Raw genomic sequence first — 16,714 nt, forward strand, 5'->3', positions numbered from 1 at the left:
GCTCCATCTTTTATCGTTCCTCCATTCAATGTTAATGAATTGGTTGCAACGTAATCTAAGTCAGCACTAACATCGCCTGATTGTACTGTGTAATTGAAGGTCAATGTATTCGAACCTGAGCCTGAAGTGTAGTCTGCTGCTCTATCTGTTGCTCCTGTTTCTAATGTTATTTGAGGTATACCTGTTACCGTAACCAACTCCGAAAATGTAACCGTTACCGCTACTGCATCACCTACTTTGTAAGCGCCATTGTTCGTAGATGAATTTACGCTTGTAACCGTTGGCGCAACCGCACTAGCAATTACAGTGGTAGTATTGTCTGTGTCTGTATCTGTTCCATCATTAACAACCACTGTAAAGGTGGTTGTTTCTGAAGTAGTTGTTCTGTTGTCAGTTGGGTTAAACACCAAAGCTCTTAAGGCTGTTTGCATGGCTGCAGGACTACGGCTTGAAATTGTGTATGGGCCTGAACCTGAAGAGGCTCCTGTAATTACACCTTTGGCATTATCATCTAAAGTAATTGTTGCCGTTAAATTATCCCCATCAGCATCTGCAATGGTTATTCCCGAAAAAGGAGAAATGGTTGCATTGTCATTTACGTTCTGCCCAGCAGTGGTGCCTCCAATGGTTGGGGCATTGTTGGATGAAGGAGTGGCTATCATTGTAGCTCCTACACCGCTAAAAGCACTATTCGCTATTATTGCTGTATACGGCCCAGCATTAAAGGTTTGACCAGCCCCATAATTACCTGGTAAACTTTGAATAACAGTACCAGCTGGAATAGTCAGTGTTTCTCCAGACGCAATTGTAGTAGAAGGCGCCAAAGAGAATACTATTACATCATCAGTTGTATGGATAAATGGACCATATGTAGCAGCGTAAGTCCCCATTAAAGTTACACTACCTGATTTACCTCCTGACGTTGTGTAAGAAAGCCCAGTGGCAGTTCCAACTCCGCCCTTTGTAGGAGCAGAGTTGTACAAATTTTTAACAATAACACTAAAAGAGTTTTGAACATTTGAGTAGTTTCCAGAAAACTGAAAGGTAGCTGGTTGATTCAACACCATCTTTAATCTATAATTACCTAATTCACCTGGCTCAACACTAAACGTGGCATCGAGTGTTTGAGCAGAAAGATGAAATGTTGATAGTAGTGATAGAAAGAAAAATACGATTAGGGAAAATGTTCTCCGACTTAAACGAGCAGTAAGCATGGTCTTCTTGAAAGTTAAAATGCTGTATAGTCACTATGACATATAAAGAGAAGACAATTAAGCAGAATGTAAGGTGATGACAGTTAGCCTACAGGTGGACAATAGGCGGACGAGAAAACTAGACAAATAGCAGACTACGCCAAATTCGATAAAAAAACGAGCATTTCTTTGCTATCCACAAATCCTAATTTCTGTTTAAGTCGGTACTTCGACCTAATAACGCTGTCACTCGAAATATTGAGCAATGCAGCAATTTCCTTATTGGAAAGGTTGATTTTTAGAAGCGCCAATATCCTTTGTTCGCTGGTGGTTAATTTGATTTTCTTATGATTTTCAATCAATGAGAAAAAATTGGGATAAACCGCTTCGAAGTACATTACAAAAGCTGCCCAGTCTCTATCTCCATTGATCGCATTGTGCATTTTTGATATAAGGTCATTGATATCAGGACTATTGTGTTCGTCAGCTTGTAGCTTATCTTCTAATTCAATTATATTTTTCTCTAGATTTTCGTTTTTCGACAATAGCCCTTTCGCATAAATCACCAATTTATCCTTTTCGGATTCATAATTATGTTGATTGAGCATTACCTCTTGCTGTACCAAAAGCTTCTCTTTTTCATTTATCAAAAGTTTCAATTTCAACTTGTTGCGATTCCACATTGACCAAATAACCAGTAGCAACAGAATAATTGATATTACAAAAATTACTTGCCTACTTTTTATCACTTTAAGATGCTCTATTTCGAATTGTTGAAGACTAATTTCTTGTTGACTCTTTATTTTCTCAAACTCAAATTGTTTTGTCATTTGTTCAACCTCCTGTTTAGTCAATTTGCTAGCGATTGAATCTTTAAGAGCCACATGAAGTTTAAAATAATTCAAGGCCTTATCGTAGATGGCCAATGATTCATGTGCTTTAAATAGCAAGTCATAGATTTGACTTCTCAGGGCTAAATCCAAAAACACCTCCTTTTCAAGTGCTTTATTTAAATAGTCAATTGCTGACTGAAAATCAGCCATTTCAATCAGCATTTCACTTCTATTTTTAAATACAAAAGCCTGACTGCGTTGATTATTCAATTGAATCCATATCTTTTCGGCTCTATCATAATACTTGTTTGCATTGGGAAAATCTTTCAGTTGCGCATAAGCATATCCAATATTCATCAGCACATTGGCAACTTGAGCTTGGGATTCTGTAGACTCAAAAACGACTAAGGCCTCCTTGTAATACTCTAATGCAATTCCATAATCAAGATTTGTAGTGTTGATTATGCCTAGATTACCATTAATTTGACCCAACCTAATCTTTGGAATTTCTGGGTGGTCTTCTACCAATTTCTTGGCCTCTAAGAGAAACTCTTCCGCACTAGAATAGTCTTTTAAAATTTGCTTAACAGAAGCGATATTAATAAGGTTTGATACTTCTAAGTCAACATTGTTGATCTTTCTAGCAGCCGCGATTCCAGCAAAAGATAACTCTATCGCTTTGTCATAATTATTCTCTCTTATGTTGATGGCTACTAAGCTTAAATTGGAATATGCCAATCCATATTGAAAATCAAGAGCTTCTGAAGTAGTCTTTGCTTTGTTTAGAATATCCTTGGCCTCTTGAAATGAAGATCTCTGGTTGAAAATCACTCCCTGATTGATCCAAGCCATTACTTTTCCCTCTGGATAGTCTGTTTCTTCGGACAACTGGATCGCTTGATTGGACAAATCCATTGCTTCATCTGGGGTATTATACATCAAGCCTCGGGTAAGACTGTTTATGGCATCGATTTTCTCATTACCATCAAGTAACGGAATTTGCTTTCTTATACTATCAATTCTAGCCTGTTGTGAAAAAAGGTTTAGAGATAGAAGTGAAAAGGATATTATCCAATATATAGTTGCTCTCAACATGCTTTAAAGATTCCGAAATTAACGATAAGTCTATCGCAGTCAAAATAATAATTTGAGAGACACCTTATTTTATTTTGATCTCAAACAAAAGCCCTAATGCTTTATTGAGCAATGGGGCCTGTTAATGTTTTATGGCGTTTACTGCCCTACAAAGAAAATTGAGTTGGCAACGAACAGCTTTCCGTTTTGCCAGAAGGCACGGAAAAGTGGGTTATCGGCCATGTAAACTATAGAACCTCTACCATAGCTTTCAACACCGAAGACTACAGATTTGGCTAGTCTTTCTTTGGCCTTATCTCCAGCTACTCCGCTAACGTAAGAGTCAACTCCTTCAATAATTCCAACATTACCCCCACCAGCTAAGTAAGCATAACGGCTGCTGTTGTTTTTTAAGGTGAAGTAGTAATCAGGATATCCGAAAGCAAGTGGATGAGTATTGTCCACTTTCAATTTAAAAATTGCGCCCGGTAAACGAGAGCTTGCGAAAAGATCACCTCTATCGGCATAAGGTGTTAATGCCTCTTTTTCCTTTTGTTCATCCGTTTTCTTATTGGCATCCTTCTCGTCAGAATCGCTGGCATAAGTTTTTAAGCTGAAACCATCTTTTCCTGCAAAAGTGTTTATTGAACGTTCGATAGCGATGATCTTTCCTCCTCCGCGTACCCAACTTTTCACGTCATCCATTCGGCTACCGCCCAAAGCACTTCCGTAAGAACCACTTGGCAATACCAAAGTATTGTAGTTGTCGAGGTTAATACGCCCGAAGTCGTTTACATCTACCATAGTGATTGGGTAGTTCAACTCTTGTTCCATAAAATACCAAAACTCACCAAAACCAAGTGAAGAAGCACCATCTCCTCTTAATACCAAGATTTTAGGCGCATCCAAAAATTTCACTCCATTCGAACCAAAATCTTTACCCGTTTCCACAAAAGTAGTTGGGGTAGAAGTAAGATTTCTGTCGTAAGTTTTTGCGGCATTTTTCACAATGTTGTCAAACTTACTGCCCATGTGCATGTTTCCTTTTCTGGTAATGATTAGCGTTCCAGGTGCATAAGAGTTGCCTGCTACTGAAAACGGCTCTTCTGCAAATCTTAATTTAATGTCGTTTTTAAGTAAATGCCCTAAGAACTTAGCATCCTCTAAAGTCTCCCACTTCAATAAATAAGCGGCTGGTTTGCTGCCTACGTTTACCTGACCTTGTGGTTTAGAGTACTTAGCTGGCTTTACGTCCATTTTGGTTTCAGTAGCATAGGCGTCTAATCCCATCATGTATGGCACAGCCCAAGCGGTAATGTCATAGGTATCGGAAGTACTGGCAAAAGTATTTGGTTCGAAAAATGCCTGAACCAAAACTGCTTTAGGTTGAAAAGCACTAATGATAATATCACCATTCTGAACACCAGCATTATCCGTTTTACCTGTTAGGTAATTAAATGAAGACACAGCCTTGCTAGAAGAACCAATGCCATAAACAATTTGCTGGTTATCTAAAAAGTCAGTCAACTTTTTAAGTTTGTCTGGGTGGTTCGTTCCTCTTACGATATAAGTTTTATACTTGGCTTTAGGGTTGTTTACTGATTTATTAAAGAAGTTAGCAAACTCATCCACCATTTTTTCGCTGTATTTAGAAGCCGTTTCTACCGTAGACATTCCAGTAGTATAGTGGTGCGCAATTGCATCTTCTAGTTTCAAGGTGTCGCCCTCATCTGTAAGAATGGCCAAATCGCTGCTACCTTGCTCATAAGTCATTCCAATAGCTCCGTTGAACATCGGATAAGAGTCACCATAACTTGGGTACAGCATATCGAAGCTTTCTTTAGTAAAGAATAACCAACCGTTTTCGTCAAAATACTTGGCGTGGTTTTTACCAATAATGTCTTGAAAATCTCTTTGCCATTGCGTTACCTGATCGTGAACTGGCTCTGCAGCTGGCGCGAAATAATAAGGGCTATTGCTACCCTGCTCATGAAAATCCACATGAATATGCGGCATTATAGTATTGTAGAATTTCATACGCTGCTGAGATTCTACTTGAGTTTGCCAAGCCCAGTCTCTGTTCAAATCAAACAAATAATGGTTTGCTCTTCCTCCTGGCCAAGGCTCGTTGTGTTCGGCAGCCTCTGGATTTGGATTGGGCGTAGTTCCTGCTACCTGATTGATCCAGTTAGAGTAACGGTCACGACCATCAGGGTTGATGCAAGGATCAAAAATCACCACCGTATTTTTCAACCACTCTCTTGAGGTTGTATTGTCTGGCCTTGCAATTTCATAAAGCGTTTTCATGGCCGTTTCTGTAGAGTTCGCTTCGTTGCCATGCACGTTATAACTTAACCATACAATCCCGATTTTCTTCCCAGAAGGCTCGCCTTCCATCAGCTTTGCTCTTTTCAGGTTATCGGTACGAATGGTTTCCCAGTTATCGATATTTTCTTGAGACGATACAATTGCGGCAACCAAAGGACGCAGCTCATTGGTTTGGCCGTACTGATGAATTTTTGCATTGCTCAGTTGATTGGTAACATACTCATAGTAGTCTACCACTTTATAATTAGGTGTAAATCGTGTACCCAATTTGTAGCCCAAAAATTCATCAGGGCTTTTAAGCGATTGCGCTTGGGTTTGAAAAAGTGTGAATGCCAAAAGGCACAGGCAGAGGAGTGTTCTTTTCATAAATGTAGAGTTAACAGCGAGGAATTTACGGCTAATTAATTTCTTGCCAAACTTGATTTTCCTGATTGGTAAAATCAAAATTAAGAAACCTCCTTTCTATAACTCATAATAAGGTTGGCTTCTCTTATTGTTTGGCCATATTATAAGCCAATTCTCAGTTAACAGTTTCTAAAATTAGAGCCTTTGAATACCTTCCTTTTTCGCCAGCGGCAAATAACAAACGCGTTTCGCTTATTTCTTCTAATTCAAGAATAAAGAATTTAGATGCAAAATGAACTCCACTCCCCTCACCCCTTCCATGTTCTAGGTAAAACCGTCCTTCATCTTCAACATAGAAGTAAGAGACCGTGGCTACCTGTTCATCTGGGGACGCCCAATAACAGCCCAAACTGCCTAATGTAACCTCTACCTCTTCGGTTTCTGCCTTAAAAGTATAGATGTCATCCTTATAACAATCATTAAAAGCACTAAATTGAGTATAGGCATAATTATCATAATGAGCAGTCACTCTCCATGACTTTTGAGAGTCGCCATATACCATTTTTAGTTGTTCTGCTGAGAACTTAATTTTTGGGGAGTCATCATCGTCTTTACAACCCATTAAAAAGGTAAAAGAAAGTAGTATGGCTAAAAAGTATTTTGGTGCTTGCATAAAGGGTTCAAATTTAAGCAGTCGTTACCAAAGGTTATGCCATAAACCTTAAAATTGTACTTTGACACCTCTCTTCTTTTAAGAAAGAATTATTACGCCCAAAGACTCTTGTTCAAAAAAAGTAAACCTAATTTTGAATACTAAACCCACAACTGTGAACCGCTACTTCATCGCTATTCTTCCCACCGAACCTTTGGCTTCTGAAATCATGAAAGTCAAACAGTATTTTGTGGAAGCTTATGGAAGTAAGGGAGCATTGCGGTCGCCAGCGCACCTTACATTACACATGCCTTTTTTATGGAAAGCAAAAAAAGAAGCTCAACTGATTGATTTACTTGCACAGACAACTAATGTAAATTCATTTAAAATTGAACTGGATGGTTTTGGAGCTTTCCCCCCGAAAGCTGTTTTCATTAAAAATAAAACTTGTGCCGAATTAAGTGCATTTCAAGAGCAACTTACCCGCTTTACTTGGCGCGAAATGAAGCTTTTTAACCCCACACATAACCGTGGCTTTCATCCGCACATAACCGTGGCTTTTCGAGATTTAAAGAAGGAAGGTTTTTATAAAGCTTGGCCCGAATTTGAGCACAAAAGCTTTGAGGGCGAAATCGAAGTCAATTCTTTTTGGCTATTAAAACATGACGGCAAACAGTGGCATCCGTTTCACGAATTTGTTTTCAAGGCTGAAAATTAATTCCCGAAGGGAAGCACGAACAAATAGACTGCTGCAAAATGAAATGCGGTTCCGCCCATAACAAAAATGTGCCAAATGGCATGATGGTATTTCAGTTTACGCATTAGGTAAAAAACCACGCCCCCCGTGTAGCACAATCCGCCATAAAGCATCAGGTTTACAGCTTCTGTAGAAATCAACTCTGACAAACGCGAGAATAGCATGAAGCCCAACCAGCCCATTCCCAAATAAGAAATGAGAGAAAGCACTTCGAGCTTTCCAGTAAAGAAAATCTTGAAAATGGTGCCTGCAAAAGCAATTGCCCACACAGCGATTAGCACATTCACCCCCAAGGCCTCTTCGCGAAGCACCACCCAGCAAAAAGGGGTAAAAGTACCAGCAATGAGAAAGTAAATGGCAATGTGGTCTAGTTTCTTATATAATGATTTTCGCTGTTGGGATTTAACGCTGTGATAAGCCGTTGAAGCAACATAAAGCAAAACCATGCTTAGGCCAAACACTAAGAATCCAACTTGTTTTTCAGTAGCATTTGCTGGGGTTTTGAATAATAAGAATACCGTCCCAACAATCGCTAAAACAGCCCCAATTCCGTGCGTCCATGCGTTAGCCAATTCTTCTTCGGCAGAGTATGCTTCTAATTTTTGCTTATTTTTCATCTGGAAGTATTAACGCAGTGCCACAAAATTTGCAGTAGTGCGCAATTGCGTCATGCCCCGATTGATGGCAATTCGGACACTTTACTTTTTTTCTTTCAGCGTTGTCTTTAGTCAGTTCTGCGGTTACAATACCTGTAGGTACGGCTATAATTGCATAACCCATAATCATAATAAACGAAGCCAATGACTGACCAATTACAGTTTGCGGGGCAATATCGCCATAGCCTACCGTAGTAAGTGTTACAATGGCCCAATACATACTAACTGGAATACTGGTAAAGCCGTTTTCGCCTCCTTCAATCATATACATGGCCGTTCCGGTAATCATTACTACCGTAAGTACCGAACCTAAAAACACTGTAATTTTATGCCTACTGGCCTTTAAAGCCCTAGCCAATTGCTCGCCTTCACCCACAAAGCGGCCTAGTTTTAAAATTCTGAACACCCTCAGCAATCTTAATGCACGAATAATAAGTAGGTATTGAGTTCCTGTAAAAACCAAGCTGATATAAGCCGGTAATACTGCCAGTAAATCAATAATTCCGTAAAAACTAAAAGCGTACTTTTTGGGGGTTTCAGAAACGTACAAGCGTAGTATAAACTCAATAGAGAAACCTATGGTGAGTACCCACTCTACTATTTTAAAAAACTGACCATAATGCTCGTTAAGCGATTTTACGCTTTCTAATATTACAGCTAAAACACTGATTACGATAGCCCAAAGTAAGGCCACATCAAAGGCTTTTCCAGCGGGAGTATCTGCTTCAAAAATTATGATATAGAGTCGTTGCCGAATACTTTTGGTCATACTCAAAAGTAATAATTATTTGTAGAAAGAACTTGAAGATATTCTTTACAAGATTTGGGTATCGTGCTACTGAAGTTTAGTTAAAGCTTAGGCTGCTGATTTGTCAAAGCCAAAATTACGATCTCTTCTTGTTTAATGTTAGAGCTATTGTACCACCGTTCGTACCACCTGTTTCATCTATTGTACCTGAGTTTGTCACCTCACTTGCTAAACACTATCTGATTTTTCTTATCATTTAGTTTTAACTCGTAAAGATCATTTGATTCAATAGTCGAAAGCACTTTCTTATACAGATAAGCCTTTGATTCATCAGTTATGTTTGGAGAACCGACTGAGCCAGTTTTAGGATGGACAAACATCAGAATAAGCTGTTCATCTTTTATTAACAACAGAAAGTAAGCTCTATAGCCACCGCTACCACTCAACCTTTTCTTTATATATGGTGTGTTTTCTGAATTATTAAGCCTTGTACCAGACATCAATTCATCGACAGACTTATTGAAAAAATAGTCTATCAGCAACTTTTCTAAGTCTTTGTAAGATTTTTTGTCCTTGAGCTTTTCAAACTCAACTTTGAAATCTTCAAGACACAAAATTTTCATTATATCAAGGACAGCTTCTTTGTAGTTTCAACAAAATCAGGCACTTCCGGTAAGAAAAAAAAGACAGACTCCAAATCTTCATATGCCTCCTTTAAAGTATCTATAGAATACTTGAAGTTTTTGATTTCTTTTTTTGCGATACCCTTTGCTTTCAAATGATTTAAAGAAACATACTGTCTTATTAAAGTAGAGTGGGCGTCTTTGGCAGATGAAATCAAATCATTTATACGTATTAGATTATCATTATCTAAACCTGAAAACCAAGTTATGCCCTCCATTCTCTCTGAGATGTCAATAATCTTATCTGATTTTTCCTTTAGCCTTCTCTTAACATCCAAAATAGCATCTAAAAATCCGTCAACACTCTGCTCTTTCTTTTCTCTAAATGAGAAAGAACGCACTTCTTCAAACGTTTCTTCTATTCTAGTTCTAAACTCTAAAGTTTCCATACTGTCCTAAGCTGCCTGAAATATAAGTATATAATATCTACAATCAATAGTTAAGAGGCTTAAACAATTAAGCCCTTACTTTGAACAGCTACAACGTCAAGGTGTGAAAAATAGTTTAACAAAAACTAAGCCGCGCTACTTTGACACTAAACCTTACACCCACACATCTTCACGCACCCATCCCAACAACAATTACCACAGACTTTACAATACCTGATCTCTACTTCAAAACCCTCATATGAAGGAAAATCAGGAGATTCCAACTTAAGGACTCCTCTTTATCTTTAGTTATCGTATTCCTTGTGGTTCATTAATAGTTTCGATTGAAAATTGGCTTAAAAGAGACTCCCATAATTTGTATAACATTTTGGATAACAATTTACGGGGACTAACAAGACAGGACAAGAGAACTAACACGCGATAACAGCAAATAAGCCACTGTTTTTCAGTGGCTTATCTCTTGTTTATACTTGTTAGTTATTGTTAAAAGTGATCCCGACAAGAGTTATCAACCGATTGACTAACAGTTAAATATAAGAAAGTTGGGTAACATTATGGGTAACAAATTAATAGGTGTTAGAGTAACTACAATGGCAACAGTAATGATTGGTTTATTTTTTCATTAAAAACCTTATTATAGGTACTGTTCTGTACGTTTTTATAAACTGATCAATAACACGAGCTTAAACTAAGCTGTATATGCTTAGCTATTTTCTGGAGCTGTCGAAACAAAATGTAGGAGGTTGGGTAGATTTTCCACAAGGATTATCCATTACTCGCATGTCTTGAGGCCAATGCTAAGCGAGGGTCATGGATAAATGGAAGCTTTTGCATAGCTACCACTTCCAGACTGAAAAAATCAAACTCTTCTACCACTTTGCCTGTAATTTCATAAATACCTTTTCCTCTGAAAGGATACTTTGCTGCAACTGGAGGAAAGTGGGTACTGTCTATAAAGTGGCCTTCCCAGTCAATCCATGTCCCAAACTGCATTCGTTTTCCGCCCGAAGTGGTGGTGCTTTTTACGTGGATTAAGTAGCCCACCATTTTTACCAGCTTGTTTTTATGTTGCTCCATTTCTCTTACCATCACCTCGTTTTCTGGCTGCTCTTTTAATAAATGGAAAGGGTTGCAAAGCGGAAAGCCAAGTAATTCAATTTGATCAAAAGCATCTTCCAACAGATCATAGTTGAGTTCAGGTAATTTATAGTGTTTTACTTCTGGGTCGAAAAGCATTTTGGCGGGTTTGGTTTTTTTCTGCTGACCTAACTTAAGGTAAGCCTCCCAAAGCAATTCCTTTTTGGTGTAGCCCGTAAAACGAAAAGCATTGATTCGGATAAGCAAGCTTAGCTGATCGAGTGAAATCTGTACCCTTTTCAAGAAGTGATCGAAGCTCATAAATACTCCGTTCTTTTGCCTTTCTGTGAGCACTTCCTGTACCGTATTTTGTTCTAACGCACCAATAAATGCCAAGCCCATAAAAATGGTGTTACCATAAATGGTACAGAGTTGTTCGCTTTGATTTACACAAGGCGCTTGAATATCGGCTCCGTGCATAAAAGCCTCGTGCGCATACAACTCCACACTATAGAAACCACCCCCGTTGTTCATGGTTGCTACCATGTATTCCAGCGGATAATAGGCTTTCAGAAAAAGGCTTTGGTAACTTTCTACAGCATAACTGGCCGAATGCCCTTTGGCAAAAGCATAGCCCGCAAAGCTTTCAATTTGCCGCCATATTTCTGCTGCCAACTGATGAGAATGCCCTTTAGCCGCACAGTTTTCAAAATACTTATCACGAACGCTTTGAAACTCCTCACGTGAACGATATTTCCCCGACATGCCCCTGCGCAATACATCGGCCTCGGCCAAAGTAAGGTCGGCAAAGTAATGCGCCACTTTAATTACATCTTCCTGATACACCATTACGCCAAAGGTTTCGGGCATAATGCTCAACATGGTGGGGTGAGCTTCTTTCCGTTTTTCGGGTTCACGAAAACGCAGAATATATTGGCGCATCATGCCCGATTTAGCCACCCCAGGCCGAATGACCGAACTGGCCGCCACCAGGCCCAGGTACTCTTCCACCCTCAGTTTTTTGAGTAGCATGCGCATGGCGGGCGATTCTACATAAAAGCAACCGATCGCCTGCCCTTCGCGCAGCATGGCCTTGATTTTTGGATCTTTTTTAAACTGAGCAATATTATGAATATCGAAATGCGGGTCGTCAGGATGGTTTTTGGAAATAATTGACAAGCTCTCCTTGATTTTTCCCAAACCGCGCTGGCTCAGAATATCGAATTTATATAGGCCCACATCTTCAGCCACAACCATATCGAAATGGGTGGTAGGAAAACCCTTGGGGGGAAGATAGGTAGCGGTATAATAATGGATGGGTTTTTCTGAAATCAGAATTCCGCCCGCATGAATACTCAGGTGACTGGGGAAATTTTCAATGTAATTTCCATAACGCAAAACCAGTAAATGTAGCTCGTCCAAGTCCTCCACTTTAGCCGACTGGATATGATCTATTTCGTGCGGAGGCACACCGAGTACTTTGCCCAGTTCACGCACAATGGCCCTAAACTGAAAAGTACTATAAGCAGCCAATAAGCTAACATTCTTAAATTCTGAAAAAATGAAGTTGGTAATGTCTTCTCTATCTTTCCAGGAGAAATCAATATCGAAATCAGGTGGATTTTTTCTATAAAGATTTATAAAACGCTCGAAATAAAGGTCGAGTTCTATGGGGTCTACATCGGTAATGCGCAGCAAATAGGCCACTACAGAGTTGGCTCCACTGCCTCTACCTACATAGAAATAGCCTTTGCTTCGGGCATACTGACAAATGCGCCAATTGATTAAAAAATAAGACATAAAACCCTGTTGCTTGATCACCTCTAATTCCGTTTGAATACGATCTAGAATTTTCTGGGTCGACTGTGGGTAGCGGTAATCAAAACCTTCATTACAAAGCCTCTCCAACATTTGATAATCCGCCTCGGGACTACCGCAATAAGTGCGTTGATTTTTATTCAGATTTTCCCCTTCGAAATCAAAATGGACACTGCATTCATCCAATAGCTTTTCGGTATTGGTAATCATATAAGGATGATCGCGATACAGTTTCCTCAACTCACCCACTGGTCGAATGAAATCCTCTGCGCTGCCTTCTTCTGTCTTAGGCAGCTTGCTCAGCAGTGTATTGTTGTCTATCGCCCGCAACAAACGATGGGCATTAAAGTCCTTTTTCAGAACAACCCTTTCCCCCGTTTCTTTATCAATTTTACTTCTGAATGTAGCCGTTGGCAACATCACCAGTTTGGTCTTTTCCATCTGGTGTGGTGGATAAACCAGCTTAATTAAATCGGCTGGCTTTATACCAATAAATTCATCTTCGCGAAGCTGAAAATGGGTATATTTCTGAAAAGGGTACACCACAAAAGCATGCTGAAAAGCTGGAGAACGATCTGGAATACATTCACCCGAATGAAGAAACTGAGAGAGGTAATCATTGAGTTCTTTAAACCCCTCATTGTTTTTGGCAATGGCTACAAACAGCTGGTCGGCTCCATTTCTGAAATCAATTCCCAAAACTGGTTTAATGTTATGTTTAGATGCTATTCGTACAAAATTGAGACTGGTAGCCGTGCTATTAATATCCGTTAATGCAAAAGTACGCACTCCAGCCTTCTGCATTTGAGCAAGCAGTTCGGCAGGTTTTATAGTGCCGTATTTAAAGCTAAAATAGGAATGGGTGTTGAGGTACATATTAAACCAATTTTCAGTGATAGACTATTGTCTCCTGTTCGGTAACAGCGGAGGTGGCTCTCCATTAAAAGGGTTGAAACGACTGATGGTTCTAGCTTCCATTCCAGCTGCGCGCATTACCACTCTATCACCATATTTATCGCGCATTTTGTCCATGGCATGGTACAGATTGAGTTGCTCTTCTATATCTTCAAAAAGGTTGATCTGGTAACTTCCTTCCACCAAATGACTAAAGCGGACTCCAATCAGTCTGACCAAAAGTCGTTTATGGTAGAGTTTATTAAACAACTCCAATACCTTCGCAATCAACACATGATCTGCAGAGGTATATGGAATTCGAGACTGAAGCGTATAAGTATTGAAATCAGAATAGCGGACTTTGACAGTAACGCAAGAGGTGAGTTTTTGCCCCCTGCGTAACTGAAAAGCAAGATTTTCGGCCATGGCCAGCAGTATGCCTTTAAGTTTAACCACATCAATAGTGTCTCGGTCAAAAGTTCTTTCGGTAGAAATTGACTTTCGTTCGTTGTAAGGCATCACTGGCGAATTGTCTAGCGCTTGGGCCTTCTTCCAAATACTCACCCCATTTTTGCCCAGCACTTTTTCCATCAGCTCCATGGGCATTTCCTGAATGGTCTTGATTTGCTTTACTCCCAAACTGTATAGGGTTTGTTGAGTTTTTTCACCCACCATCGGGATTTTACTGATGGAAAGCGGAGCAATAAAGGGTACTTCTGTGCCCAACTCTACCTTAATTTGATTGTTGGGCTTTGCTTCGCCTGTAGCTATTTTAGAAATGGTTTTATTCTTCGATAAACCAAAAGAAATAGGAAGCCCGGTTTCTTTAATAATCCGTTTACGTAGTTCCGAAGCCATGGTATAGCTATTGTAAAACTTATCTAAACCTGTTAGGTCAGCATAAAACTCATCGATAGATGATTTTTCGTAAAGCGGTACTGTCTCTTTTATGATGTTGGTTACGTCCTCGGAATAATTGGTATAAGTAGCGGAATTACCACGGATTTGGATGGCATCGGGACAAAGCTCTTTGGCTCGTTTCATGGGCATGGCCGAATGCACACCATAAGCCCGCGCCTCGTAACTACAAGCCGCCACTACCCCGCGATCGGTAACCCCGCCAATAAGCACAGGCTTGCCAATAAGTCTATTATCGAGCAGGCGTTCAACAGACACAAAAAATGTATCCAGATCGAGATGAAGGATCGTTTTTTCCAATTCAGTAGTCTTTCCAAAAGCTAACGCAAATCTAATAATTTTAGTTAACTAAAATTATTAGATTTTATGATTGGAAATACTAAATTGGTTAAGGGTTATTAGTTATGAGAGAGCGTGATACCTATATTGTTGGTTTATCAAAATGTTAAATAACACTCTTCCTTATTTAAGTTTTTTACCAAAATCTTAAATAAGAATACTCTACTTGGAAGAAGAGTGGTTGGTTTATTTTGACATCAATAGTCGTACTATAAGTACTGTTCTGTATATTTTTATAAACCACTTAATAGCGTTGGTTTAAAATAAATCATATATTCGTACTGTGAGTACTGTTAATACATCTAAAATAAACCAACTTCTTAAAATACAACCTAGAGGAACTGTACTTCTTGCCTCTTGGCTTGTAAGTAAAGGATATAGCTTCGACCTCCAGAGAAGGTATCGAGAAAGTCAATGGTTAGAGTCCATAGGATCTGGGGCCATGATACGCACAGGCGACCATGTAAATATATCAGGCGCTCTCTATTCCCTTCAAACTCAACTGGGGTTATCAACTCACTTTGGAGGCAAGTCTGCCTTAGCTATGCAAGGCAAAGCCCATTATTTAGAGCTTTCAAGTAAAAGGGTTTACCTATTTGGAACCAAAGGAGAAAACTTACCCACTTGGTTCATTCAGCATAATTGGGGAACCCAGATAGAATACTTCTCTACCAAGTTTTTAGATAGTACCTTAGGGCTCACTGAATTTCAGGTCAAAGAGTTCACTATAAAAATATCCAGTCCAGCTAGAGCTTTAATGGAATGCCTTTACCTAAGCTCAAACAATGAGGACTTTACAGAATGCTATGAATTATTTGAGCCTTTAAACAATCTAAGGCCTGGCCAAGTGCAAGAACTTTTGGAAAGTTGTACATCCGTAAAAGTAAAGCGGTTATTTCTCTACATGGCCGAAAAAGCAAAGCACAGCTGGTTTGAGTACTTGAACCTTGAGAAAATAGATCTAGGGCACGGAAAAAGAAGTCTTGTAGAAAATGGTGCTTATGTAAGCAAATACAAAATCACAGTACCTAAAGCATTGGAAAGTAATGGCGGAAGCACTCTATAAATCTCAGGTTTCACTACTGCTTCAAGTACTTCCTGAAGTGGCCAAAGAAGAATATTTTGCACTCCATGGAGGCACGGCCATCAACCTTTTTGTAAGAGACATGCCCCGTCTTTCGGTAGATATAGACCTCACTTACATCCCTATTGAAGATAGAAATACATCCCTCAAAGGAATTGCCGAAGCCCTATTACGCATAAAGGGAAACATTACGAATATTTTACCTTCAGCAGATATTCAGTTCCAAAAAGATATTTCAAAGCTTCAGGTTGTCAATCGAGGTGTTCAAATCAAGATAGAGGTTAATCAAACGAATCGAGGACTACTAGAGCCTCCTGCCAAGCTGGTTTTATGTAATAGTGCTCAGGAAGAATTCGATGCTTTTTGTGCTATGCAAGTAGTTTCTCTAGGTCAGCTTTATGGCGGAAAAATCTGCGCTGCCCTTGACAGGCAACATCCCAGAGATTTGTTTGATGTCCAATTGTTATTGGAAAACGAAGGTCTTACCGAAGAGATCAAAATAGGCTTGATCCTTTGCATACTTAGTAGCAATCGACCTATTCATGAGCTTTTAAGCCCAAACCTACTCGACCAAAGCCAGGCGTTTATTAATCAATTTGAAGGAATGACCATTGACCCATTCACTTATCAAGAATATGAGGCAACGAGACTAGAATTGATAAAAACTGTTCAGAGCAACTTAGAAGACAAGGACAAGGAGTTTCTTTTAAGCATTAGTAATGCTGAACCAGACTGGAGTATATACAACTTTGAACGTTTTCCTTCAGTCCAGTGGAAATTGCAGAATCTGATAAAATTGAAAACAGATAGCGCTGAGAAGCATCAAGAACAATACAGTATTCTTTTTTCTGCGTTATCATAGCAAAACTAATTCTGCGTTTATTTAGAATTTTGAATCGTGGCTATGCTGATTGAATTACCAATTA

At 39.3% G+C, this 16,714-nt stretch carries 13 protein-coding genes; 3 read left to right on the forward strand and 10 right to left on the reverse strand.

The features are described 5' to 3' along the window. The 4 genes from AWW67_RS06460 to AWW67_RS06475 form a co-directional block, all read right to left on the reverse strand. Positions 1 to 1,214 (reverse strand): hypothetical protein (locus AWW67_RS06460; RefSeq protein WP_221405252.1); only part of this gene is annotated, 1,214 nt, incomplete at its 3' end. 134 nt (positions 1,215 to 1,348) lie between these two features. Next, a complete protein-coding gene (locus tag AWW67_RS06465; RefSeq protein WP_062300753.1) occupies positions 1,349 to 3,121 on the reverse strand; it encodes a tetratricopeptide repeat protein in 1,773 nt (590 codons plus the stop codon). 138 nt (positions 3,122 to 3,259) lie between these two features. Continuing rightward, positions 3,260 to 5,794, reverse strand: a complete 2,535-nt coding sequence (locus AWW67_RS06470; RefSeq protein ID WP_062300754.1) for a M14 family metallopeptidase — start codon at positions 5,792 to 5,794, stop codon at positions 3,260 to 3,262. A gap of 154 nt (positions 5,795 to 5,948) precedes the next feature. Continuing rightward, positions 5,949 to 6,446 (reverse strand): hypothetical protein, encoded by a 498-nt coding sequence (locus AWW67_RS06475; protein WP_062300755.1) that lies wholly within the window; start codon positions 6,444 to 6,446, stop codon positions 5,949 to 5,951. A gap of 154 nt (positions 6,447 to 6,600) precedes the next feature. Here AWW67_RS06475 and AWW67_RS06480 point away from each other — a divergent pair, with 154 nt between their 5' ends. Continuing rightward, positions 6,601 to 7,143: a 2'-5' RNA ligase family protein gene (locus AWW67_RS06480; RefSeq protein WP_053224003.1), complete on the forward strand. Its 543-nt coding sequence runs from the start codon at positions 6,601 to 6,603 to the stop codon at positions 7,141 to 7,143. Here AWW67_RS06480 and trhA read toward each other — a convergent pair. The 6 genes from trhA to dinB form a co-directional block, all read right to left on the reverse strand. After that, on the reverse strand, positions 7,140 to 7,799 hold the full coding sequence (trhA, locus tag AWW67_RS06485) for a PAQR family membrane homeostasis protein TrhA (RefSeq protein ID WP_062300756.1): 660 nt from the start codon (positions 7,797 to 7,799) through the stop codon (positions 7,140 to 7,142). The genes AWW67_RS06480 and trhA overlap by 4 nt on opposite strands. Further along, positions 7,789 to 8,607 (reverse strand): ion transporter, encoded by an 819-nt coding sequence (locus AWW67_RS06490; protein ID WP_062300757.1) that lies wholly within the window; start codon positions 8,605 to 8,607, stop codon positions 7,789 to 7,791. Before AWW67_RS06490 ends, trhA begins: the two co-directional genes overlap by 11 nt. A 200-nt stretch (positions 8,608 to 8,807) precedes the next feature. Then, positions 8,808 to 9,209: a hypothetical protein gene (locus AWW67_RS06495; RefSeq protein WP_062300758.1), complete on the reverse strand. Its 402-nt coding sequence runs from the start codon at positions 9,207 to 9,209 to the stop codon at positions 8,808 to 8,810. Further along, the gene (locus AWW67_RS06500) at positions 9,209 to 9,658 is read right to left on the reverse strand and encodes a hypothetical protein (RefSeq protein WP_062300759.1); all 450 of its coding nucleotides are present in this window, start codon (positions 9,656 to 9,658) and stop codon (positions 9,209 to 9,211) included. Before AWW67_RS06500 ends, AWW67_RS06495 begins: the two co-directional genes overlap by 1 nt. A 765-nt stretch (positions 9,659 to 10,423) precedes the next feature. Continuing rightward, positions 10,424 to 13,429 (reverse strand): DNA polymerase III subunit alpha, encoded by a 3,006-nt coding sequence (locus AWW67_RS06505; protein WP_062300760.1) that lies wholly within the window; start codon positions 13,427 to 13,429, stop codon positions 10,424 to 10,426. Positions 13,430 to 13,453: 24 nt separating this feature from the next. Then, positions 13,454 to 14,665: a DNA polymerase IV gene (gene dinB / locus AWW67_RS06510; RefSeq protein ID WP_062300761.1), complete on the reverse strand. Its 1,212-nt coding sequence runs from the start codon at positions 14,663 to 14,665 to the stop codon at positions 13,454 to 13,456. Between the two features lie 322 nt (positions 14,666 to 14,987). Here dinB and AWW67_RS06515 point away from each other — a divergent pair, with 322 nt between their 5' ends. Beyond that, on the forward strand, positions 14,988 to 15,770 hold the full coding sequence (locus AWW67_RS06515; RefSeq protein ID WP_062300762.1) for a type IV toxin-antitoxin system AbiEi family antitoxin: 783 nt from the start codon (positions 14,988 to 14,990) through the stop codon (positions 15,768 to 15,770). Next, positions 15,751 to 16,650: a nucleotidyl transferase AbiEii/AbiGii toxin family protein gene (locus tag AWW67_RS06520; RefSeq protein ID WP_062300763.1), complete on the forward strand. Its 900-nt coding sequence runs from the start codon at positions 15,751 to 15,753 to the stop codon at positions 16,648 to 16,650. Before AWW67_RS06515 ends, AWW67_RS06520 begins: the two co-directional genes overlap by 20 nt. The last annotated feature ends 64 nt before the right edge of the window (positions 16,651 to 16,714 follow it).

This window comes from Roseivirga seohaensis, from assembly GCF_001592945.1.
In the GTDB taxonomy this organism is placed as follows: domain Bacteria; phylum Bacteroidota; class Bacteroidia; order Cytophagales; family Cyclobacteriaceae; genus Roseivirga; species Roseivirga seohaensis.

Coding starts and splice junctions, on each gene's coding strand:
- trhA (WP_062300756.1), bottom strand. CDS start 7,799: ATGAAAAATAAGCAAAAATTAGAAGCATACTCTGCCGAAGAAGAATTG.
- AWW67_RS06490 (WP_062300757.1), bottom strand. CDS start 8,607: ATGACCAAAAGTATTCGGCAACGACTCTATATCATAATTTTTGAAGCA.
- AWW67_RS06495 (WP_062300758.1), bottom strand. CDS start 9,209: ATGAAAATTTTGTGTCTTGAAGATTTCAAAGTTGAGTTTGAAAAGCTC.
- AWW67_RS06470 (WP_062300754.1), bottom strand. CDS start 5,794: ATGAAAAGAACACTCCTCTGCCTGTGCCTTTTGGCATTCACACTTTTT.
- AWW67_RS06520 (WP_062300763.1), top strand. CDS start 15,751: ATGGCGGAAGCACTCTATAAATCTCAGGTTTCACTACTGCTTCAAGTA.
- AWW67_RS06505 (WP_062300760.1), bottom strand. CDS start 13,429: ATGTACCTCAACACCCATTCCTATTTTAGCTTTAAATACGGCACTATA.
- AWW67_RS06475 (WP_062300755.1), bottom strand. CDS start 6,446: ATGCAAGCACCAAAATACTTTTTAGCCATACTACTTTCTTTTACCTTT.
- AWW67_RS06500 (WP_062300759.1), bottom strand. CDS start 9,658: ATGGAAACTTTAGAGTTTAGAACTAGAATAGAAGAAACGTTTGAAGAA.
- AWW67_RS06465 (WP_062300753.1), bottom strand. CDS start 3,121: ATGTTGAGAGCAACTATATATTGGATAATATCCTTTTCACTTCTATCT.